A 22,660-nucleotide genomic window follows, 5' to 3' on the forward strand; every position below is an offset into this window, starting at 1 on the left:
TCTTAAACTCTTTTATCAATTAGAATGCCGTTTATTTCCATAAATTTCGCTACCAGATCGAGCGTTTTCTCGGGTGGAATCTCCCGGATCAACTCCCCTGTCTCCTTGTTTAACACTTTAATAACAATTGCTTTGGTTTGTTCATGTACCGACATCTCAAATGTCGTATCAGGGCCCTGAATCGCTTTGAGAACACGATCAATGGTCCTCACCACCTGCATGTCTCCAATAGTAACCTTCTCGCCTTGCAGCTCTGCTTGCTGTAAGGCATCAACTGTCTTAATCTGAGAAACTACACTCTCCCTACCTGACAAGGATTCGTTATTTACGTTTTTGTCAGGCTTATAACCTGTTGACTGATTGACTGAGGAAATGTTCATTAACAAACCTCCCATACCGACTCAATATCTCTATTACTAATATCGGAAAAAACAATAAACTTTATTAGAGCAAATATAAAAAAACAGCCTGTTGATTTTCTCAACAGGCTGTTGGTTATTCCGAAAATTAACGAAGCAGGGAAAGAACGCCTTGCGGCTGCGAATTCGCTTGAGCAAGCATCGCTTGCGAAGCTTGAAGAAGAATGTTGTTCTTCGTAAGATCGACCATTTCTTTCGCCATATCTGTATCGCGAATACGGGATTCGGACGCAGTCAGGTTCTCTACTGTAGTACCCAAGTTGTTGGATGTGTACTCCAGACGGTTTTGTGTAGCACCGAGTGTTGCACGTTGTGTTGCAACGTTTGTAATAGCAGTTTCAATGAGAGGAAGTCCACTTGCCTTAGTCAAACCGGAGAAGCCAGTTGTATCTACTTTTTTGATAGTGATTTGTTGAGCATTATCATCAGATTGAATCTTCACATCAGCAGCAGTCAAAGAAATGTTGTTGAATTTCGTGTCCGTCATAATTTTATCGATTTGAACACCCAGCTCATCAAGCTCAAGGTCGATGTTAGCTTTATCAGATGCTTGGTAAGTTTCGTTAATTTTCTGAACGTTCAGCTCTTTCATACGAGTAAGCATGGAGCTAACTTCATTCATTGCGCCCTCAGCTGTTTGTACAAAGGAGATACCATCTTGAACGTTGCGTTGAGCTTGCTCAAGACCGCGGATTTGGCCGCGCATTTTCTCGGATACTGCCAAGCCAGCAGCATCGTCAGCCGCACGGTTAATGCGAAGACCGGAAGACAATTTCTCCATACCTTTACCTGCAGCAGCAGTATTCAGACCCATGTTACGGTGAGTGTTCAAAGCAGTAATGTTGTGATTAATACGCATTGTTATTTCCTCCCTGAAATGAAATGAATGATCCACATCCTTGTGGTATGCTGAGCCAGGTCGGCCGCCCTTTATCAGCCATAATATATATATCGGCCAAATTCAGTCAGAGTTTATAGCTTGTTATTATTTTTTTTCATTTCACCAAATTGTTTTTTTAGCTCCATGTTGCTGATCAGAGATTTCACTGCTGCCCGGTTCATATCCTCTACAGACAAATAGAGGCTGCCGAATGGAGTACTTCTCATCGGAAATACTAAACCGCATTCCTGTTCTATTAGCTAAATTTATAATTAGTGGAGCTGCAAGGTTTAATGTAGCTGTCGCTAAATCTCCATTAACACTTAATATTCAATATTTTAATATCTGTCGTTTGCTATACGTCCATTTCCTGCTCTATCAGTTCAGGCAGCTCAAACTCATAGTCAGGGAAAAATCGAACGAAGGTACGACTATAAAAGCAAGTGACTTTTCTTCTACAGATTGTAAATACATAAAGGTTCCCTACCTGACAAGGATTCGCTATTTACGTTTTTGTCAGGCTTATAACCTGTTGACTGATTGACTGAGGAAATGCTCATTAACAAACCTCCCATACCGACTCAATATCTCTATTACTAATATCAGAAAATACAATAAACTTTATTAGAGCAAATATAAAAAAACAGCCTGTTGATTTTCTCAATAGGCTGTCGGTTATTCTTAAAATTAACGAAGCAGGGAAAGAACGCCTTGCGGCTGCGAGTTTGCTTGAGCAAGCATCGCTTGCGAAGCTTGCAGAAGAATGTTGTTCTTCGTAAGATCGACCATTTCTTTCGCCATATCTGTATCGCGAATACGGGATTCGGACGCAGTCAGGTTCTCTACTGTAGTACCCAAGTTGTTGGATGTGTACTCCAGACGATTTTGTGTAGCACCGAGTGTTGCACGTTGTGTTGCAACGTTTGTAATACCAGTTTCAATGTCAGAAAGTATACTTGCCTTAGTCAAACCGGAGAAGCCAGTTGTATCTACTTTTTTGATAGTGATTTGTTGAGCATTATCATCAGATTGAATCTTCACATCAGCAGCAGTCAGAGAAATGCTGTTGAATTTCGTGTCCGTCATAATTTTATCGATTTGACCGCCCAACTCATCAAGCTCAAGGTCAATGTTAGCTTTATCAGATGCTTGGTAAGTTTCGTTTGCTTTCTGTACGTTCAGCTCCTTCATACGAGTAAGCATGGAGCTCACTTCATTCATTGCGCCCTCAGCTGTTTGTACGAACGAGATACCATCTTGAACGTTGCGTTGTGCTTGCTCAAGACCGCGGATTTGACCGCGCATTTTCTCGGATACTGCCAAGCCAGCAGCATCGTCGGCCGCACGGTTAATACGAAGACCAGAAGATAATTTCTCCATGCCTTTACCAGCAGCAGCAGTATTCAGACCCATGTTACGGTGAGTGTTCAAAGCAGTAATGTTGTGATTAATACGCATTGTTATTTCCTCCTTGAAATGAATGATCCACATCCTTGTGGTATGCTGAACCAGGTCGGCCGCCCTTTATCAGCCATAATATATATATCGGCCAAATTCAGTCAGAGTTTATAGCTTGTTTTTTTTGATTTCACCAAATTGTTTTTTCAGCTCCGTGTTGCTGATCAGAGATTTCTCTGCTGCCCGGTTCATATCCTCTACAGAAACATATAGTTCCTTGCGCAAAATAGATATTTCTTTAGGTGCTGTTATGCCAATCTTTACAGTATCATTGTTAACTTCTAAAATACTAATTTCTATATCATCACCAATAAACAGGGATTGTCCTTTTTTTCTGCTCAAAACAAGCATATTATCGACTCCCTTCCACTATTAAAGAATCAGCAAAAAGAGGCTGCCGAATGGAGTACTTCTCATCGGAGATAATATACTGCACTCCTGTTCTATTAGCTAAATTTATAATTAGTGGAGCAGCAAGGTTTAATGTAGCTGTCGCTAGATCTCCATTAACACTTATGATATTCAATATTTTTATGTCTGTCGTTTGCTTTACGTTCATTTCCTGCTCTATAAGTTTAGGCAGCTCAAACTCATAATCAGGAAAAAAATCAAATGGAGAAACAACTATAAAAGCAAGTGACTCATCTTCTAAAGATTGCAAATACATAAAAGGGCTATCTTCAATCACAATTAAGAAATATTTTAGATATTCTTTAAAGCCCGGTATTCCATTCGTAAAAGTCAACAACTCTTCATCCTTACATTCTATCTCACCAAACCGTGTCGTTTGTATTAACAATGCAGTCACACTCCTTTAATCGTTACACTAAAGCAAGAAGCTATAGCATCGCATTACGATTCTATAGCTTCTTGTTTTCATTATGGCAGGTTTATAAAGTCAAATCAATTTGAGGAGGCGTTATTTGTACAGAAGGATACCGTTCCATATAAATGTTGACGCCCCCTCTTTGATACTCAATTTGCGGCTTACTGGTTTGAACATTCATCTCCACATGCCCCGGAGTAATATTAATTTCCGGCTTCTGAATTACTGCTTCAAAGCTAATATTACCAGCTGATGCAGGACCAAAAATCTGCAGTTGATATGATTGTCTGGAAAAGCTCTCGCCAGCAATATCCCCGACTGGGTCTCCGTCATATAATATATCGCCGATTCGATCATAGTCCTGGATCGTTTGTGATATCCCCTCTTGTACAAATCGACCGAATTGATTATAAATACGATTCCAGAAAGCCTCGGGCTTCCCACCTGTCAGTGCATCCCACATTTTAGATTGATCAATAACTACAACAGGCTGGGATGATTTAATATCCATTGTCGTATGAACAGTTGAAATGTCTAATGTAGCACTGCTCTGCTTAATATCATACTTACCTAATTCAGACTGTATACCGATTTTCCCTAATGTCGATTGTATGTTCAGTTGAGGTAACTTCATCTCTATCTCAAGAAGTCAACTAAAGATTTGCTTATTACTTTGGCACCTACGGAGAGCGATGCTTGGTATATATTCTCATTAATTTGTGTATCAATAAGCAGCTTCTCAAAATCGGCATCTTCTGTTTTGGACTGCATATCGGTTAAATTGATAGCAAGGTCTGATAGTCTCCCCTGCATTAACTCAACACGATTAACCCGCGCTCCTACTTCAGATCTCATATTTAGCAAACGATCCATTCCCGCTTCAATATTCCCAAGCTCAGCGGTAACACCACTGTGGTTACCTGTGCCTAGCGCCGTTATCACGCGATCCAATACAGAAAACACATTATCACCAGTACCGGCTGGATCGGGGGCCCCAAATACTTGATTACCAGTCAGATTAATATCCAGCTTCACATTCACACCTACTGCATATTGAATCTTGCCTTCATCCGTTTCTAGAGCTTTGGCATCCGAACCTGGAGCGGAAAGATCATAAGGCATTTGATCAAATTGTTCACCGTTAAAAATATACTTCCCGTTCAGCTTACTGTTTGCAATGTCGATAAGTTGACTTTTCAGCTGTTGAATTTCGCTTTTAATGTTATCAAGGGCTACTTGGGGATTCGTTCCAGTTGCCCCCTGTGTAGCTAATTCCTTTACACGTTGCAGAACATCCCCAGCCTGACCAATTACAGTGTCGTTAAAATCCAACCAAGATAAAGCGGAATCCACATTTTTCTGATATTGGTCATTGGCAGAAATCTCCGAACGGTAACGAATAGAATAAGTAATGCCCACCGGATCATCGGAAGCTTTATTTAACTTACGACCTGTTGTCGTTTGCTGCTGCAATTGCTCCATCTGGGACATATTTCGATTCAGGTTTCTAGTAAGCTGCATGTGCATCATACCTTGTGTAACACGTAGTGACATGTTCGTAGCCCTCCTCTTTCAATTAAATCTAATTTACTTGTCGTTCGGCTATATTTGAATTATCTTCCAACCACACCTGTTCCATTAATAAGCTTCTCTAGCATTTGGTCAAAAGTAGTCATAAATCTTGCGGAAGCACTATAGGCATATTGATACTTAATAAGCTCAGACATTTCTTCATCAAGAGATACGCCGCTAACTGAGGCTCGGCTAGCATCAACTTGATCCAGTTGGGCCTGGGTATTTTGATATAAACGAGAGGACTCCTGACTTTGAACCCCTAAAGCACCGACTACTGCACTATAAAAATCGCCAACCGTTGCCTCAGTAATTCCTCCACCCTGCGCTGTCTCGTCAAAGGAGAATTTGCTCCCCTTTAATTCTGACATCAGAAGCGCTAACCCATTATTACCTTTGACTACAGTAGTAGCCCCTGTAGTATCAGTGGTTGTACGGAGAGAAGTTGCAATTTTATTAGAGTCGGCAGCAATATTAGGATTAAGCTGTATACTTGATGCTGTAATTCCAGTTGAGCCTGTTTTGAAGGTGAAAAAATTCTCCCCTACTTCAACAGGGTTTCCAAGCGTATAGCCAAGCTTATGCAGTCCATTAATCCCTTTAACCGTGATAACTTCATCAGCAAGTATACCCGTTGTCTCTCCTGGTTTTACCGTGCCTTTCGGGAGTGTTACTTGAAATTCACCATTTGCAAGCGTATTTGCAAGCGTATCCAGCTGTTGGGAAAAATCTGCTACATAGACATCGCGCGATACGATCATCCCGTACGCCTCACCACCGATCAGTGATCCGTTCGCATAGGCTGTCTCTAAAGCCAGAGAAGTTAGAGGGTTTACATCGCCTGCTTCCACAAGTTCATTACCACCTAAGGAAATCGTATATCCTTGATCCGTATCAGTAACTGTTATATTAATGATCGCGGATAGCTTGTCTGTCATCAAATCCCGTTGGTCTCGTAAATCATTGGCATCGTCACCAATAGACTCTATTTTGCGAATTTCCATATTTAGGGAAGATATGATAGTAAGAAGAGAGTTGGCTTCGTTTGCCTTCACTTCTATATTCGATGTTAAATCTGCGTCTAAATCAGTAAGCTGGCGGCTCAGTTCATTGAATGTATCCGTTAAGCCACGTGCTGTTTCTTGCAAAATTTCGCGGCCCGTTACATTTTGAGGGTCTTTGCTAAGGTCAGACCAAGCATTCCAGAAATTTTCTAATACCGTTCTTATCCCTGTATCTGAGGGTTCATTCACAAACTGTTCAAGCTTACTTAAAGTATCTGTTTGGATAGATAAATTACCCAAGCCTTGACTTTGTTCACGGTACTGTGAATCGAGAAACGCATTTCGAATTCGAGTAATTGAGGTGAATTCAACGCCCGTTCCTAGTTGACCCGGAGCTAATGACCGATCCATACCATAGGCTTCAATTGGCCTGGAAGCTACCATCGTAACTTTTTGCCTTGAGAAGCCTTCAGTATTTGCATTCGCAATATTATGACCAACGGTGTTAATAGCCGCCTGCTGCGTGAATAAACTTCTTTTCGCTGTTTCTAGCGAATGAAAAGTTGATCTCATCGTTTCATCTCCTCATCATGCTTTGGAATCAAATAGTTTATTGAACTTATTTCCATATCCTTGATTCATCGGATGCTGGTAGGTGAGATCCTCGTTCGGGTCATCCATCATTAGGCCAATAGAGAAATCCAGAAAATCTAATGATTGTTTAATTAGTTGCTGATTCAAATCATTCGCTTCCTTCAGCTTCCCCAGCACATCATTGAGCTGGCTATGAAGCTGCAGTAGCTGCACTTTAATTTCTGGATTCGTTACGGAGCGAATCAGCTCAGCCAAAATACCGCTGCGAATTCTAAACCCAATATCCTTAAAATAACGGGAAGTCAGCTGGGTACGCATGCGCTCAAGCTCTTCCGCTTTCGCAACAAGCAACTTCTGCTTCTGGGTCTGTACATTTAACTGCAGCACATGATTCTGAATAATCATGTCCTTCTTACTAATTTCAATTTCCAGAAGTGAATGATACAGCTTTAGCTGCTGCTGCAGAGTATCTGCAATTAACTCAAGAGACATCTCCGTTCACCTATCCTCATTCGCTTGGATTGTTTCCGAAATAAGGAAGCAGCTTCTCAGCCAGCTTGCCCGAATCAATATGATACGTTCCAGATGCTATGGATTGCTTCAGGCTCTCAATATGCTTTGCACGTTCGGGGCTGTTCATCTGACTCGTAGAGAGCATCTCCTTCGCGGCGGCTGAGATCTGTACCTCATCCTTCTTCTGCTTCTTATTGGCATTATTCACAGCCATTTCATTCTTCTTCTGGTACTGGTTAATGGAATGGATACGACCAGGTTCATTTATCTTCAATTTATTCACCTCATTTATTTGGACACATGCTAATAAGCCGATAACCTTTAAAAGTATTATCGGCTGATTCCCCAAGAAATTTATAGTTATATCGACGATTGACAAATATTAATAAATTCTAACGATCCTTATAGCGGTCCAAACCTTTATAAATGTTCTGATTAGCCTTCTGCGCTTCCAATTCATCAGCCCTTCTAGCATCCTCATTGCGCATTTTCCCCGTATCGCTAATTAAACGCGCTCTACAGCTATCACACATATTGTTATCCCGTATGAACGTACCGCATACCTCGCACGGATAAGACATATTTGGCGCATTCACAATCGAAATCCGGCCTTCTCGAACAAACTTTGTAATTTGGCGGACCGATACTCCCGTTTCATTGGATAGATCATTTATATTCGTGCCTTTGTTTTTACGCAAATAATCGGAGCAAAGCTCATACTCTTTATCTATTTCCTTAATGCAAGCCGGACAGACGTCACGAAAGTTCTTGGAGAACAGCTTGCCGCAGCGTGGACAATTATCTAAATTCATCATTAATTTCCGACCTCCCTAGTCTACCTTTTTGAAGATATGATTAGTTCTATTCTAGCCGAAAAAAAGGGAAAATTCACTAGTTATCTTTTAACAATCATTTTACAAGCTATATCCCGCTATCTAATAATCTTTCATTTCTTATTCTATCATCCGCAACTTTTGATCCACTTAAAGACACTACTCACAATATAAAAATAGAAAGGAGCCAAATGTATGAATTGGATGACTTCTAAAATGGATGATCGAGTGCGAACTGGAATTTTACTGATCGAGCAGCCCATTACGTCAATCAAAGAAGTTTATTTTCAACATGATGGGAAGAGATTGTTTTTGGCTTCCATTACAGAAGCAGGATTAAAGAGGTATAGGGTGAACATGATTGAGGAGTGGCTTGAAGAAGTAATAATTAATCTGCCACCATACGAGGATCTCATAAAAATCGCCCAAAATGAAGGCGAACGGGTTCAAGAACAAATGAGGGCAATACCATGCCCAGACTAATTTCATGCGTTTTAACAATCACTATACTCTGGACCTCGTACCTGCCACATGACAAAAATTCCTCAACACCTGCAACGACTATCGATCAGGAAGAGGAGAGTCTAAACGTTCCTCCAGTTGCAACTAAACATGCAAAAGATTCTGTACCTTCGCCTGTTAAAAAAGCAGACCAAACTACAAGTATCTAATCGCTCATATGCTCAAAAATAAGGTAGCAAAAGCCAGTGCTAAAGAATGGGCTTCTCTAATTATGAAAAACAGTCAAGCTTACAAAGTTGATCCTTATACCATTTTAGCAATGATTCAAGTAGAAAGCCAATACGATGCCAAGGCAGTTGGCACGGCTAACGATACGGGACTGCTTCAGATTTTGCCCGCTACCCAGAAATATATGAAAGTCGTTGGAGATTTGCGCGAGCCCCCAGTCAATATTGAAGTGGGCTCCAAATACCTCGCCTATACCCAAAAACGATTTGGAAGAGAACTAGGGATTGTAGCTTACAATCAAGGGGAAGGCAATGTGGCCAAAGGCAACTACAGCACAATGTACCTTAAAAAAGTAAACAAAACGCTTGAATCGATTGAACGACATGAATAAGTTTTTTACTAGGCCCTAGTTATAGGGTCTATTTTTATGTCCGCAACTCCTCATTCCGATACAACGACTACTTAAAGTATCGAGCCTTACAAATTAGGAAATTAAATAGAAAGTTAGAGGTGAATCCATTGACGAGTCATTGCTATCAAAAGCTTCGAAAATCCGGACTCAAAGATATGCATAATATGGAGCTCATAAAAAAATGCAAACAGGACAATGAGCTGCTTGGCGAATTTTTGAAAGAGAATCGCGATTTTATTTTTTCGATTATCAAGCATTTTAAAGGAAGTATTGAAGAAATTAGAATGAAATTCCGGGTGACAGACGATGAGCTATATCAGCATGCTTGCATCGGCTTCCTCACAGCGCTGCAGGATTTTGATTTCAATAGGGGAATTAAATTCACCACATTTGTCGTACGTCCTATTTTATGGGAAATCAATCACTTATTATATAGCGATTCTCAGTCCGTTCGTTTAAGTCGTGGTGCGGTCGAGCTCCTAAAAAAAATGGGGGAAATTGAGCATACGTTAGGACATAGGCCTAATGAAGAAACGATGGCCAAGCTTTTAGAAATATCCGTAGAGCGATATAGAGAGATTGCTACGTTCAGTGACGATCTGGAGCATTATGATGGTATCGCTAATTTCGATATTGCGGAAACATCCGAGCTCAACCTTGAGCAAAAAGTAACCGATCGCGTCTATGTACAGCAGCTATTAAACGATCCCATATTCACGGAGTTTGAGAAAACGGTCATGATATTAATTATGAAGGAGGCAAGCTATTCGCAAATTGCTGATAAACTAGGCGTTTATCCCATGACCATCAATCGGACGCTGACACGTATTCGCTCCAAAATTCAGCAGCAAGAAAATAACGCTCCGGCCGGCCAATCGAAGGTCACCTCTAAATATGATCGGGAAATCCATGCAATTTCGCAAAAAATAAAAGAGAACACATCTATTCCGAGTGTAGAAAAAGTTCTCGCCCTCTTGAACGAGCAAGGGTTCGATTGCAGCCTCTATTCGATAAGAGTGTTGTATTACATTAGGCAAAAAGCCATTCATAATTCAAGTGAATAATTGGGTTAGTTTATAACTGGCCCATTAATTATCAGAATTTTCAGTCTTTATAAAAAATGAAAGTGGGTATACGAAATGAATAACGCTTCTTATTTTCAAAATTTACTTGATCAAGCATTGACGCCTGACTCTCGATCATACAATGAGCTAGTTGAGCAGTTGGCCTGGGCAGAAGCCGAAGTGACGAATACGCAGGATGCCCTCACTAATCTGCAATTCCGTCTTCAGCACGGAATTCTAGTGATGGAAGACATCGCTGCCGAGGCGGAAGAAATCATTACTCGCCATCAAGCTGTTCTAATCACAGCCCACGCCCGGCGGAGTGAATTTCAACAGCAAATGTCGCAAATTGAATCTGTTATCGGCATAGCTGAAGATATGTGGACGTTTGGAGAAGAATGATACATGAATGAAGAGAAGTTTGCTGAACTAAACCTGCTGCTGTATACGAATGAAGATTGTGTTTATTGTCGACAGTTAAGCACCACTTTAGCGCAGATTGCACAAGAAAGACCCCATATTATTGTGACTAAAATAGCGTATAATCCTCAACTGCATACCTCCATCAAATCTACTCCTTCTGTTATTGTGCAATATAACAACGATGAGCTAGGCCGATTTAGCAGCGCTTTATCCAAAAAGAGTCTGGATAGCTGGCTTGACCAGCTTCAAGACTATATTCGGTCGCATCTTAGCTGTTAGAGCTTAGTTTGCATTAACTCTTTCCCCTATTATTTATTAGAAAAAGGGAGATATCCAATATGGATACTCCCTCGTTTTTTATTTATTTTCAGCTGATGTCGGCATGCCTAGCTTCTTTAATAAGCTATTTAAATAATTTGCTCCACGGGAAGCCAGAACTCCCGCAGCCATAGTCGATACATACTCGGCTGTTCCATTCAAGCCAAAAGGGTTAAGCTGAAAGGCAAAGGCAAGACCGATGCCAATGATAATGGAAAGGCCATAGGTTGTTTTTTCCTTTATAAAAGTAGGCAATACTTGCTTGAAAATTTCGGTAATCGCTTCTGTCAAACCGGCTACTAACAGCCAAATTCCGACTGTTGCTACTACAGCATCCACAGTTGAAGGTAAAGTTGTTATTGTCATTTTGCATTCAAACCTTTCGAAAGAATAATCGTATTTAAGAAAGTAAGCTCTGATAGAGTAAGCGTCTTGTTTTTAGCCTTTTCAATCCACTCCATACTTTCAAATGTACCCGCCTTTTGAAGCTTCGTTAAAGCATCTACCAGCATATCGACTTGCCATTGTACTAGCAGCAATCGGTCGTCCTCCTTTACTATTTTTTCAGCTATCGAAGCTAGCTCTGCGTCTATTCTAGCCATTGTCAATGGTCCAACTCGGCCATCCTGGGCAACATCAAATGATTTTTGCAAGGCTCTTACAGCCAAATCTGTCTCTGCTCCGAAATCCCCATCCACGGTCAGTTCGCAGCCTAGCTTGTTCAGTTTCACTTGAAGCTTTCGGACCTCTTCCCCGGTGCTTCCTTTACATAAAATCAAACCCGTCGCTTCTTTCACTGGATACGCAGTTGTTACTCCCGTACAGGCTTTATACTCATTTGCCACATCTGCAATCAACTGGTTAAAGTTTTTTCCCATTTGTGATAAGGCGTTCGTCGGGTCCACTTTCCGCTTAGGATCTAGAGTATTATGCCCTATAATGTCCTTTAGCGGATTCAGATTGAATTTATTGCATATATAAGCCAAATACCATACATATCTTTTGTAGGACTCTGTATTATTTATAGACCCTTTCAGATGGGAGTAACATAACTCAACGCCAATTGCCACATCGTTGGCATCCGCCCCATAAATGGCATTGTCCACTGTTGTGTTATAAAGCACATGCCAGGCTTTTTCCTTTAAACCTATTGTGGCAGGAATACATTCAATAATTTGTTTGTCATCGATAAAAGTATGGGCTGATGCGCTCATCTCATTGGCTGAGTTTATATAGTATCCAACATTGCCAGCAGCTGTACTTCCATCATTTCCAGTATCATGCGCAACCGCGAAACCTACACGATTCATAGCAATACCAGAGCGACGTTTCGTCTTTACAGGAAGCAGGCGTTGTTCAATCAAGTATTTCATTGTGAAAGACAAGCTGACTCCTCCTTTTTAAAATCCAGCATTTATTCTCTCTTCTCTACCGGCCGAAAGCTGATTCACTAGCTGCTCTACTTTTGCATTCAGCAGCCGATTCTCAGTGACCAGCTCCATGTTTTCTTTGCGTAGAATAACAATCTCTTGGCTAAGCTTCTGGATTTCTTCTTTATGATCCAGCAGCTCTGCCCGCAATTCTGCGCGAAAAGCTTGTTCGTCCTTGGATAGCAGCTCACGATCTGAAATTCTATCTTTGCTACGACCGCCGAGATAACCCATAACGCCTGTAATAACAGAGACTATGGCCCCAACTACAATCGTCAATATACCTTCATTCATCATATCTTCACCCTTCCTTTGCTTATTCAATATAAGTAAATAGAGACAAAAAATAACCCTCTCCCGGTATGCAGAAGCTCACTCCGGTAGAGGGTTATATGTCTTTTTTACATAATAAAAGCGTATGATCCATCTTCATCCAACTCGACGGTGATAAAACTAGTAACGTCAGATCGGCTAATAACTTCCAGGTAGGTCGGTAGATCGCTAGCAAATTTCTCGGATATTTTTATGGATGCCCTCATGTCCTTATAGCTAGAATTCGGAATAATAATATTGGAGGCAAGAAATCCTGACTTAATAGTAATATTTCCTTCTACTATAGATCCCGCCCACACCTGAATATCTGATAATAGATCCTTTGTTTCAGTAAGCCTGATCGTTAAATCCGAGTCTAAATCAGTACTTTGCTGAGCTGCCACAACTATAGTTGCAGGGATAGTGTCGGCAAACGTTACAGTGACCTCGCCTCTCAGCTCCGGATTACTTACTCCGATAGAGGTCAACAATTCAGACTCAGCTTCTCTGTATATAATAATACTTGAAGGTAAGGTGCTTGAGTCGTTTTGGCTCACGACGATATGGCCAACTTGAAAATCTCTTGATACAGCCAGCCAAGAATTAAGTGTGCTCTCACGCCTGCTTCTGATTATTATTTGTGAAGGAATCCCATTGCTTTCCTTTCTACTAACCGTACAGTAAGAATGCATATTCTCTCTGCGTACAGTAATAGAAGACTCCATCATATCGGGATTCAATATTTTCACTGAACTATACAGATCCGTTTTATCCCATGTACTTTTAACAGAAATAGTGCTCTTAATTTCCCTGTATTTATTTTGTTGTACAAGTATGTCCGTACGAACTTCTGCATATCCAGCACTTTTCACCTTAGGATCATAATATTCGACCACTAATACAGGTGCATACTGGTTGCCTCTTTCACGCGTACCAAATCGAGCATAGGAATCATCTATTAATTTTTCAGCTTTGAGTAAAATGCCATGATAACCAAACCTATCTGCGTACCATTTTTGAACATGTTCCAAAAAATTAATTTCAGTATATTTTTTTGATACTTCAACAAGGACTTCTGTTATTTTGGGCTCATGTTTTGGTGTACTTGCCCATGTAACACCTAGCTCTGTCCAGTCTTCTTGTATCTCATATATACCCAACGTGTTACCCATTAAACTGGTGCTTTCAGTATATAACTTTAAATATGCCTTTGTAATTCTTTGACCACTTGGAATGGCTGCTATATTAAACTGTACTAATGATCGGAAATCTTCACCATCAGCTGTTCGGCCAACCATCATTTCTTGCTCTTCGCCATAATTTAAACGCGGAACAGAAGACCTTACAAATGCATCCTGAACAGAAGTTAATACTAGCTCTGTCTTTGTAGGCGGGATGACCGAAACTGTGCCACGCATTTTCCCTCTTGATGGTATTGCTATGCTGCTTATGAGGGGATTAGTATTTTTAACTTGTATCGAGGAAGAAAGTTGGTCAATATATACTGGTACAACCTTTACGGTTGACGCCATTCTTCCATGGGGTTTGACCGTAACGAAAGACGTTAAATCTTCTCTAAATGGAATGTTAATAAAGCTTCTTCTCTGGTCAATACCTTCCATTTGGTCGGCTGAATAAAGCTCAAATTCCTGTATGCTAAGCTGAGTTATACTGGAAGAGTTACTTATTTCCCACTTGAAAAAGCTGTATTCCTGTCCTCTGCGATCCTCGGACAGCATATATTTACGTAGTTCACCACTGGCCCAATTTGGCTCACTGCCTTTAGCATCTAGAAGCGTCCAATTGGCTTTGTCATTACTGCCGTAAAATATCCAATCTCTTGGAGTCTGCGCTTGATCAGTTGGTCTAGCACCGACTCCATAACCCGCAATCGCTAAAGGAGCGTTGAATGTGAAAATCAGCCATGCATTTTGATGACCAGAAGGAGCTGCCCACGAGTATGTGGCCGTCATTGAGTTATCAAAGGCTCTCCATTCTTGATAATTGGTATTATAATTACCAGAAGACTCTATGTTATACCCCTTCCAGTCCGTTGCTGTTACCGGCAACGTAACATCAGTCATGGAGGAGCCCGGAATTTCAAAATGATCTTTATAGACGTGCATACTAGCTTCTACATCATTTATTGTCCTAACGTAGATGCTCGAAGTTAGATCCATTAAGTTAGTTGATTTGCTTAACAAAGAAAACATTGGCCTAAACCCTGTGCTAGTAAGGGTTGATGAGGTTACAGCTACACTACTGAAACCATTGACTGTATTTCCCCTAACCGTGCGGCTCGCTATAGTAGATATCGTATTTGCCGTGTGAGACCAAACACCGGACCAATTCCAGACTCTATTATCTCCCGCCTCGATCCTTTCCTCCAAGGAGTTGCCCGCAACATATTTGTCCCAATCATTTGACTTATCATTTGCCGAAACGCCGCCTGTTGGAAGTTTAATTGTTGCATTGGAAAACGAACGTTCTTCCTCATATAGCTGCATTTCATCTAAACTAACAAAATACCCCGTATATCCATTTGTCGCTGTGACGTGAAGCCTATAATGAAAATAGGGCGTATCATTATCAAAAGAAAACAATAATCTAGTCAGAAGCCCCGACTGATTCAACTTTCTATCTAATGTGGTCCAATTCAGACCGTCATTGCTCGCCTGTATAGTCCAATCCTTTGGAGCTGCAGCATTATAGGTATTAGAACGCAGAGCATAATGTTTAATAATTTTGGCTTCCGAGAATGATACATTCAACCAAGCCGGCGAAGGATTAATAGATACCCAACGCTGAGTATCTCCTGTCGACTTATACCCGTTAAATACCTTCCAAGCATCGGAATTTGCACTACTTCTTGAACTTACTGAAACGATAACACTACCATCAGTTGACGTATTGGATGTCAGTATAGGAATGGTCGGTATTTTCTGTTTATCCAATACAAGACCGGTCGAAAGTCCTGCATTATTTAATGTTGTCCATAAAACGCCGCCTTGAATATTACGGTCAGCCAGCAGCATCATATTGCCTGAATTATCATCATCTACAGCAATCAAATAAAAATCTCCGTCGGGACTAGCAATAGGGATCTGAGGGAGAAACTCCTTGTTCTCTTCCCCTAAACCACTAAAATAACCAAATTCATCAGGTAGAGCTTTATAATTACAGCGTATGCGTTTTCCAATTTCAAGCTCGCCTGCATCTAAAACTTCTTGTGGGTGTAAAATACGCCCCTCAGCATCGATGTCGATGGCATCCAATCTAATGTCATAGCCTGCTGAGCTCGCTGGTTTATTGATAATTTCAACTTGAACACGGTGCCTCCCGAAAAAAAGACCCGTTTTTTCATAAGAAATAACTTTATGATAATAATAGCTATCAAGTGCACTGAAGTACTCTACGATTGTTCCATCTATCGTTACTTTTATTTTATCACTATACGTGATCGCTTTAGAGGTAATCAATCTGAATTTCGTGCCTATAAAGTCAAAAGCAAACTTATTTCCTGCAACGATTGTAACCGAGCCCGTTGCACTTCCACCATAATGGTCTGCCAATACAGATGAGGTCCAGCCGCTCATGGGAGAATATTGAATAGCAGAATGGTTGTCATCAATTCGTTTCCAACCCTTATCCGGTATAGGCAACACGGCATTTAATTCACCTAAAATATAGCCATCCTCATCTATATCAATGGCATCAAGGTAAAAATCACCATCTTCTGCTGATTGATCTATTGTTATCTGAACATCATGAATGGCTTTTGTAGGTAAGTGTTTCTCATATACTAATATTTGTCCTATATTTGCATTTGGATATCTGGAAGTAAAATGATCTAAATGAATCCCATCTATCTCAATACGCATCTTCTGCTGCCGATCTGGGTTCGTACAAGCGAGCAGCCGAAGCTTAGAGCCATAAAATTGAAAGGCAATCGTATCGAAAGTTCCACTGGATACTGATTCGCTCTTTCTAATTATTCTGGAAGAACCACCATACATAGAAGAGATTTCATTACCATTATATGGAATATATCCATTAGGGTAGGAAACCTCAGAGTCATCATTTCTCTTCCAACCTGGCTCTACACTTAATTTCTGTGTACCTAATGAGAAATCATTATAGCCTTCGTCCACATCGACCACTACTTTGATCTCATTGAGGAGCACTCCCCAGTTACCTGATTGATACAGTTCAATCCTAACATATCTGAAATGACCCTTAATACCATGTTCCCTTATGGTTCCGTAAGGACAGTTGGCATAAGTATTCGATACTCTGCTCACGACTTCGGTCCAAGTCGTTTTATTATTTGATACTAGGATGCGATAATCGGAAATGGAATCATCCCGACATCTTGGATAAATGATAAAGCGGTCTATGCTATTAATTGCTCCTAGAATGGCATTAAAATCAAAATCGAGCGTAGCTGGCCCACCATTTGTCAACCAATAGGAGGTAGCCGCGCTTGAATTCGTTATGCCATCAAACAGATACCTCATGTAATAATAATTGCTATTTGTATATACAACTCTACTGCTTGTTACTGTAATACCGTTCGGGACTGTATAAACAGTCTGTCCTGATAGGCCTCCAGAGCCCCCGCTAAGATTTAACTGATAAAGCATTTTCACACCTGCCCTCATTGTATTGAGTATTTGGACTAGAAGGAATATTCAATAACGGGCCTGAAGCCTATTTTTATAGGCGTTGTATACGTTGCTGCAGTACTCCAGTAGCCCTTTAAGTCTCCATTTCTACCCCGCACTGTTCTTCCTGATGCGCTTGTTTCAAAACCTGCAGCAGCGGGAAAACCCGAAAAGACCGTATCTAATGCCCAGGTACAAGGACCATCCGTTCCATAGTTAAAGTGCCAAACATCATTACCATCATTCGTTTCAGGTACGGTATAACGACCGAATGTCATGTAAGTATCCCATTCATTATTTTCCGGATAAGCTCCTAATCTATAGTCAATGTTAGATGGATTTCCTGATTCAGATAAATAGGCTATACCTCCAGTAATGGATCGAACCTTACTGTACACCGCTTCAGCTGATAAAGTTAGCTCATTAATTCCGGTGTATGAAGCATGCCCATCATTTTGCGTAATATTTAATCGATATTTGCTATAGCTAATCTGATTGTTTAGAAAAAATACTTTTTCCTCATTTGCTGTCCATCCAGAATATTCCCCAATGTGGAGCGGAACCCACGCCTCCCCATTAAAAGCTTCTAAAACCCATTGTCGAGGTGCCGCTGTAGGTGCAGTAATAGATGCCTTAATACTGTATTTGTTAATCAACACATCCGCTGGAAATTCATAGGCGAGCCATCCTGTCTTTGTACCATTAGCTGTAAGCCATCCATAACTATTATCTGTTTTATCAAAAGCAAACCACGAATCGTAGGTGGTGGTATTGTAAACTGTGCTAGCCGTGACTTTACCTGACGGAGCTATATTAGATGTCATTTTTGGAATAAGCGTATCGTTAAAGCTTGTACCCTGGGTATAGCCTGCCATATTTAAAACGGACCAGGCTACATTCGTTTGTACAAGTCGATCCGCGATGAGGAGACCCTCTCTTACTTTAATAAAATAAAAGAAGCCGGAAGGTATGCTTGTCCCCTGCTCGGGTAAGCCCCCCCCCTCTCCCTGGTCACCAAAGCTATGAAAATATCCAGCTGCTCCAGACGCCGCAGTGTAACCACAGCGAATAAAATCACCTATTTTCATCGTGCTAATATTTGAACATAAAGTCCCTCCAGTGAGTGGAATTGACATAACCCTTCACCTTCCTTAATTATCAATTTCTTAAACATTCGAATAAATAATGAATAGTTTTATACAGGATCAGCCTTAGCATAAATGTAAAAATCTCCACCAGACATTGTATCCTCCACTGTAACAACTCTCATAAACAAAGGTACTTCATCCCCATCATTAAATGTGCCATTAAATATTAGTGTCTCTTCTGCAATGAACGGACTATTATATTTACTAATTTCAATTATAAGTTTTTCGGGAAATTCCGAAGATTTAATATAAGCTTTTAAATTAGTAACTTTAAAACCCGATAAATTTTTCAGATAGATGCGCTGAGGCTCTGAAGTTTGACCCGCTATCAAAATACCAATATCTAATAATTTAAAAATCTCTTCCCCATTTCCGTTATAGTAACCATCCATATTGATGCTCCCATTATGAAACACTAGCAATGGCTTCTGAATGTACACCATGGTTACTTTTGGCCTGATAGCAAGATTGGTATTACGGCTACTGGCGAAGGTAGCCGTATGTGCACCTCCATTGAATCCAGAATCAGTAACCAATTCCCACGCAACCCCGAATGGTTCCGAAATACCTCTATAGGCTCTTGTTATATCAATGTTGTACCAAACTCCAGCCGCCCCACTACTAGCAGCTCGCTGTCTGCCCAAGCTTTCCAGTAACGGCTGAGTGTTTACGCTTGTATTCCAATCAGATGTTACCCTGTATAAATTAATCTGTCCCGAAAAGTTCTGAATGGAGTTTGACACCACATAGACCGAAAGTTTAACATCAACGGGAACCATATCTTCCGGTATATCAAGCCTAAATATAGCTCTAGCCAGAGCATTGTTGGGGCTGTTTGTAGAATTTCTTAATGTTAGTACCGTGCTGCTTGCCTGAGCTATAAAAGAAGTAGCTGTGCTTACGGTGTAGCCCATATCGTATTTAAGTAGCGGAGTTTCGTTAGTAGAAATTAATGTAGGGTCAATTAGAACGGGATAGGTGGCTCTCTCCAGAAACTCCTCATCTTCAACCACTACAGACAGTGTTCGAAATATTCCATCATGGTCCAATACATATTTGACTCCGTAACTAATTTGTCCGTCTGAATCCTCCATATAAGGCTTTTCAATTAGGCACAATTGCGCTGTCGTGACAGCATCTATTACAGCAAATCCATCTCCACATTCTATAACATTCACATTTTCGCTCTTTATGGTATAAGTGAATTGCCTATGTTCTGTTCTTTGATTTAAAATAATATTTTCTTTTATACCTGTGCTGCTGACCATATACTCAACATCAATATTGTTAAAGCAATCGACAAATACATGTTTGGACTCAACTGTTCGGGTAGTTGTCGGTGATGCTCCTTTAAGCTTAAAATTTGTCCATCTCTCGTAAACTGCTCCTGGATAACTCACTCCCATTAAATGCTTGTTTGAAGAGCTCGCATCATCAAAGAACACCTTAAAGAAATTTCTTGTTACGCCTTTTCTAAATTCCCAATTTTGCAAGGGTACAATCCTTGTATCAATATCATGCCAGTTTTCATTCACATCCTTGTAATGAACAGGGTGTAAATAATAGTCTACTTTAAATGTACCGTCACCTTGGTCATAGTGTTTAGTATAAGGACCCCTCTTTTCTAAAACCTCTCTCATAAAGTCTCCTCCTTATCTAAGCTCCCAGACTATGTTTCCCCCGACACCATTAATAAGAGGCGCCTCAATTAAACTTACTATTTCCCCATTCCTTTTTATTTCCAAATTCCCGTTTAGATTCTCGCTAGAAACGACTTTCAAATCCAGCCGAGCAGGCTGATTTAAAGGTATCTGACAAATAGCTTGGAAATGAAAATCTTTCCCTCGATCATTGAAGCTTGCTTTATAACCAAAGTTAAACTGAGTTATGGAAGAACGGCCAGAACCTGCTTGTGTCGGATTAAATAAAAATTCTGCATCTTTAAATGTAATAATGTCGGTATACATCATTGATCTTCCGTTAAGATGATAGGTGGTTTCTTCAGTGACATAATTAATCTCAATCGTCTGACCTATTATTTTAAAAATACCGCTATAACTCTCGAAATACATGGAAGCTCCATTACCAATAAGACCAAAGTGAAGAAGCTGATCTTTTTTAATACTATAAAAACTATTTTCTTCTTTGGTTTCAAAATCGAATTCCGTTGTACAAGTACCGTCGGCATATTCAGCAACCCAAATAAACGGTTGCCCCACAGGTGAGACTAATCTCTTATTTCCTATCATCATTCTTTCCCCCATTGTATTGGTTGATAAGAAGCCCCACTGAGAAGTGGGGCTCCTGCTTCTAATTATGTGTACTGATAAGCTACTCGAGTCAGGAATGAAAAATTCCCCGCCGTCGCTGTTGCAGGAACATTTGCCCGAAGAGATACTTTCGAAAAATTAGTAACAGCACTAACGGAACCATCATTTGCTGTACCTTTAATACGTCCAGCTCCTGCAGCTCCTCCAGCCTGAATAATTTTCGTGGTTGTTCCGCCAATGGACATAAAATCACTCTCGTTTAAAGAATCCACTCGGGCTTCAATCCACTTATTAGTGACAACCTCACCTGTGTTGCTGCCAAGTACGTCTTTGGTTGTTATGGTACAATTGGTCATATCGGATAGGATCCCTGATCCACCTTTATTATTCCAAATGAGAAATGTCGTTATATCCGACTTGTCACCTGCATCGACTACACCAATTTGCCAGTCTGTCTTCTGCTGTGTATTCGTTAAATCAAACCACTGTACTACCGGGCTTGCCATTACAAATCCCTCCTTGTTTTGTTACTATCCTCAATATAAGCAGCATGATCCTTTGTTTAACCGGAATTTTGGTAAAAAAACACCCAATGCTGTAGCAGCATCGGGTTTAAAGAATACGAATAGAATATGAATTAGGCTTTTATACGAATAGTCCTTTTAGAGTACTTTTTTATAACTAACATCCAGCACATCCGGTACACCCTCAACAATTTGCAGCGTATCAGGTGCAAAATTAATGCCTGTATAATCACCCTGGCCATTCTCAATGTTCACATAATGAATACCCGGTGACTGCAATTGTCCATTAATATAGACGAATAGAGTATCTTTACGTGCGCTGCCTTTGGCTAGTGTATATAAAGTTTCTCCACCAACCGCTTCATAAATTTCGCGGGTGGACTCCTCCTCTACTTTACCGAGGCTTTGTTCAGCTGCTGCGAGCCGTCCTGCCAAGTTGCTAAGTACAGCCTGCACATGAAGTCCAGCGTAGTTTGGGTCAGTAATTACCCCTACCAGTTGAGCTCCTTTGCCAGCTGCAGTGGATACAAAATCGCTTAGAATAGCTGTATCAGCATTGGCGCGAGCAGTCGATTCACTAGCGATTTGCTGGACAATCGGCGTAGCTAAGTTAGCTGCGCCATCATTATCCAGCGAACCTGCCCCACCGTACAAATCCTTCATCAGCTGAATAAGATTCATATACGCTTTAGCATCGGTCGCCCCTTCAACAAAACCGGCTCCGCCTTTAATAATGGCATCTACCGGAATAACCGAAAGGTTTGTCCGTACTACATAGCGAAAATCGACATTTTCCGAAGCTGCGGGGAACGTATATGGTTCTTCAGCGTCGTTCACTATGCTATAAAATTTGAGAACAAACTCCCCTGAATTTTCTTCCAGACGGCCATATACAACGTCTGAATCCTCATCTCCAATAGGAGAATCCGTACCGGCAAGACGAACTTGTACTTTTTCTTCTAAAACCACTCCTTCAACTGCAACTGAAGTGGCTACCGGCCGGGAGCCTATAAGGTTCGTTACCGTCAACTGGTTAAAACCCGCTACCACCTTATCGTTAACTTGAACAAACACATCCAATTTCGTGTCTTCCAATACATCCCGATGAGCTGAAAAATCAATATCAATATAGTTTTCACTGATTTTGTTCGCCTCATCAAAATGCTGATTCCGCATAATTTTGTTGTTAAACTGCTCTCCACGGAATCTAGCAATCCCTCTCGTACCTGCCATATTTACTCATCTCTCCTTTCTCTTTCCGCCTTCATTATAAGGAGATCCCGCTTTATTCTCACAGCAAAGCGTA

The 22,660-nt window shown here is 40.7% G+C and carries 26 protein-coding genes; 5 read left to right on the forward strand and 21 right to left on the reverse strand.

Features of this window, described 5'->3' with window-relative positions; genetic code table 11:
* Positions 1-2: 2 nt before the first annotated feature.
* The 12 genes from AC50X8_RS25560 to AC50X8_RS25615 all read right to left on the reverse strand — a co-directional run bounded on the left by AC50X8_RS25560 (position 3) and on the right by AC50X8_RS25615 (position 8,078).
* On the reverse strand, positions 3-380 hold the full coding sequence (locus tag AC50X8_RS25560; protein ID WP_430160413.1) for a flagellar protein FlaG: 378 nt from the start codon (positions 378-380) through the stop codon (positions 3-5).
* Positions 381-507: 127 nt separating this feature from the next.
* Complete coding sequence (locus tag AC50X8_RS25565) at positions 508-1,278, reverse strand: flagellin N-terminal helical domain-containing protein (protein ID WP_430160412.1); 771 nt, start codon at positions 1,276-1,278, stop codon at positions 508-510.
* 141 nt (positions 1,279-1,419) lie between these two features.
* The gene (fliW, locus tag AC50X8_RS25570; protein WP_494882411.1) at positions 1,420-1,629 is read right to left on the reverse strand and encodes a flagellar assembly protein FliW; all 210 of its coding nucleotides are present in this window, start codon (positions 1,627-1,629) and stop codon (positions 1,420-1,422) included.
* Between the two features lie 357 nt (positions 1,630-1,986).
* Positions 1,987-2,757 carry a flagellin N-terminal helical domain-containing protein gene (locus tag AC50X8_RS25575; protein WP_430160410.1) on the reverse strand — a complete coding sequence of 257 codons (771 nt, stop codon included), beginning with the start codon at positions 2,755-2,757 and terminating at the stop codon, positions 1,987-1,989.
* A gap of 108 nt (positions 2,758-2,865) precedes the next feature.
* Positions 2,866-3,108 (reverse strand): carbon storage regulator CsrA, encoded by a 243-nt coding sequence (gene csrA, locus AC50X8_RS25580; RefSeq protein ID WP_494860816.1) that lies wholly within the window; start codon positions 3,106-3,108, stop codon positions 2,866-2,868.
* A 1-nt stretch (position 3,109) separates the two neighbouring features.
* Positions 3,110-3,556, reverse strand: coding sequence for a flagellar assembly protein FliW (gene fliW, locus AC50X8_RS25585; RefSeq protein WP_494882290.1), 447 nt, complete (start codon positions 3,554-3,556; stop codon positions 3,110-3,112).
* Between the two features lie 91 nt (positions 3,557-3,647).
* A complete protein-coding gene (locus AC50X8_RS25590) occupies positions 3,648-4,217 on the reverse strand; it encodes a DUF6470 family protein (protein ID WP_494860823.1) in 570 nt (189 codons plus the stop codon).
* A gap of 2 nt (positions 4,218-4,219) precedes the next feature.
* Positions 4,220-5,137 (reverse strand): flagellar hook-associated protein FlgL, encoded by a 918-nt coding sequence (gene flgL, locus AC50X8_RS25595; RefSeq protein ID WP_494882292.1) that lies wholly within the window; start codon positions 5,135-5,137, stop codon positions 4,220-4,222.
* Between the two features lie 59 nt (positions 5,138-5,196).
* The gene (flgK, locus tag AC50X8_RS25600; RefSeq protein ID WP_430160405.1) at positions 5,197-6,732 is read right to left on the reverse strand and encodes a flagellar hook-associated protein FlgK; all 1,536 of its coding nucleotides are present in this window, start codon (positions 6,730-6,732) and stop codon (positions 5,197-5,199) included.
* A 15-nt stretch (positions 6,733-6,747) separates the two neighbouring features.
* Positions 6,748-7,245 carry a flagellar protein FlgN gene (locus tag AC50X8_RS25605; RefSeq protein ID WP_494882294.1) on the reverse strand — a complete coding sequence of 166 codons (498 nt, stop codon included), beginning with the start codon at positions 7,243-7,245 and terminating at the stop codon, positions 6,748-6,750.
* Positions 7,246-7,261: 16 nt separating this feature from the next.
* On the reverse strand, positions 7,262-7,549 hold the full coding sequence (gene flgM, locus AC50X8_RS25610; RefSeq protein ID WP_494882296.1) for a flagellar biosynthesis anti-sigma factor FlgM: 288 nt from the start codon (positions 7,547-7,549) through the stop codon (positions 7,262-7,264).
* Positions 7,550-7,658: 109 nt separating this feature from the next.
* Entirely contained in the window at positions 7,659-8,078 is a 420-nt protein-coding gene (locus AC50X8_RS25615; protein ID WP_494861510.1) for a flagellar protein, read from the reverse strand.
* 216 nt (positions 8,079-8,294) lie between these two features.
* Between AC50X8_RS25615 and AC50X8_RS25620 the strand changes: the two genes are divergently transcribed.
* The 5 genes from AC50X8_RS25620 to AC50X8_RS25640 all read left to right on the forward strand — a co-directional run bounded on the left by AC50X8_RS25620 (position 8,295) and on the right by AC50X8_RS25640 (position 10,967).
* Positions 8,295-8,582 carry a hypothetical protein gene (locus AC50X8_RS25620; RefSeq protein WP_494860831.1) on the forward strand — a complete coding sequence of 96 codons (288 nt, stop codon included), beginning with the start codon at positions 8,295-8,297 and terminating at the stop codon, positions 8,580-8,582.
* A gap of 250 nt (positions 8,583-8,832) precedes the next feature.
* Positions 8,833-9,180, forward strand: a complete 348-nt coding sequence (locus tag AC50X8_RS25625) for a lytic transglycosylase domain-containing protein (protein ID WP_494882298.1) — start codon at positions 8,833-8,835, stop codon at positions 9,178-9,180.
* A gap of 185 nt (positions 9,181-9,365) precedes the next feature.
* The gene (locus tag AC50X8_RS25630) at positions 9,366-10,265 is read left to right on the forward strand and encodes a sigma-70 family RNA polymerase sigma factor (RefSeq protein ID WP_494860834.1); all 900 of its coding nucleotides are present in this window, start codon (positions 9,366-9,368) and stop codon (positions 10,263-10,265) included.
* A gap of 75 nt (positions 10,266-10,340) precedes the next feature.
* On the forward strand, positions 10,341-10,667 hold the full coding sequence (locus tag AC50X8_RS25635) for a hypothetical protein (protein ID WP_494882300.1): 327 nt from the start codon (positions 10,341-10,343) through the stop codon (positions 10,665-10,667).
* Positions 10,668-10,670: 3 nt separating this feature from the next.
* Positions 10,671-10,967 carry a thioredoxin family protein gene (locus AC50X8_RS25640; RefSeq protein WP_494882302.1) on the forward strand — a complete coding sequence of 99 codons (297 nt, stop codon included), beginning with the start codon at positions 10,671-10,673 and terminating at the stop codon, positions 10,965-10,967.
* Positions 10,968-11,045: 78 nt separating this feature from the next.
* Here the strand turns inward: AC50X8_RS25640 and AC50X8_RS25645 are convergent, their stop codons facing one another.
* The 9 genes from AC50X8_RS25645 to AC50X8_RS25685 form a co-directional block, all read right to left on the reverse strand.
* Positions 11,046-11,372: a hypothetical protein gene (locus AC50X8_RS25645; protein ID WP_494882304.1), complete on the reverse strand. Its 327-nt coding sequence runs from the start codon at positions 11,370-11,372 to the stop codon at positions 11,046-11,048.
* On the reverse strand, positions 11,369-12,391 hold the full coding sequence (locus tag AC50X8_RS25650) for a peptidoglycan recognition protein family protein (RefSeq protein WP_494882306.1): 1,023 nt from the start codon (positions 12,389-12,391) through the stop codon (positions 11,369-11,371). The genes AC50X8_RS25645 and AC50X8_RS25650 overlap by 4 nt, the downstream gene beginning before the upstream one ends.
* A gap of 15 nt (positions 12,392-12,406) precedes the next feature.
* Positions 12,407-12,733 (reverse strand): hypothetical protein, encoded by a 327-nt coding sequence (locus AC50X8_RS25655; RefSeq protein ID WP_494860841.1) that lies wholly within the window; start codon positions 12,731-12,733, stop codon positions 12,407-12,409.
* A 104-nt stretch (positions 12,734-12,837) separates the two neighbouring features.
* Positions 12,838-17,391: a DNRLRE domain-containing protein gene (locus AC50X8_RS25660; RefSeq protein WP_494882413.1), complete on the reverse strand. Its 4,554-nt coding sequence runs from the start codon at positions 17,389-17,391 to the stop codon at positions 12,838-12,840.
* A 35-nt stretch (positions 17,392-17,426) separates the two neighbouring features.
* Entirely contained in the window at positions 17,427-18,500 is a 1,074-nt protein-coding gene (locus AC50X8_RS25665; protein ID WP_494882310.1) for a discoidin/SUN/FTP domain-containing protein, read from the reverse strand.
* Positions 18,501-18,607: 107 nt separating this feature from the next.
* Positions 18,608-20,200 carry a hypothetical protein gene (locus AC50X8_RS25670; protein ID WP_494882315.1) on the reverse strand — a complete coding sequence of 531 codons (1,593 nt, stop codon included), beginning with the start codon at positions 20,198-20,200 and terminating at the stop codon, positions 18,608-18,610.
* A gap of 12 nt (positions 20,201-20,212) precedes the next feature.
* Entirely contained in the window at positions 20,213-20,824 is a 612-nt protein-coding gene (locus tag AC50X8_RS25675) for a hypothetical protein (RefSeq protein WP_494882317.1), read from the reverse strand.
* 50 nt (positions 20,825-20,874) lie between these two features.
* Positions 20,875-21,336, reverse strand: coding sequence for a hypothetical protein (locus AC50X8_RS25680; protein WP_494860850.1), 462 nt, complete (start codon positions 21,334-21,336; stop codon positions 20,875-20,877).
* Between the two features lie 156 nt (positions 21,337-21,492).
* The gene (locus AC50X8_RS25685; protein ID WP_494860852.1) at positions 21,493-22,587 is read right to left on the reverse strand and encodes a hypothetical protein; all 1,095 of its coding nucleotides are present in this window, start codon (positions 22,585-22,587) and stop codon (positions 21,493-21,495) included.
* Positions 22,588-22,660: the final 73 nt, after the last annotated feature.

This window comes from Paenibacillus sp. JT22N15 (assembly GCF_059383755.1).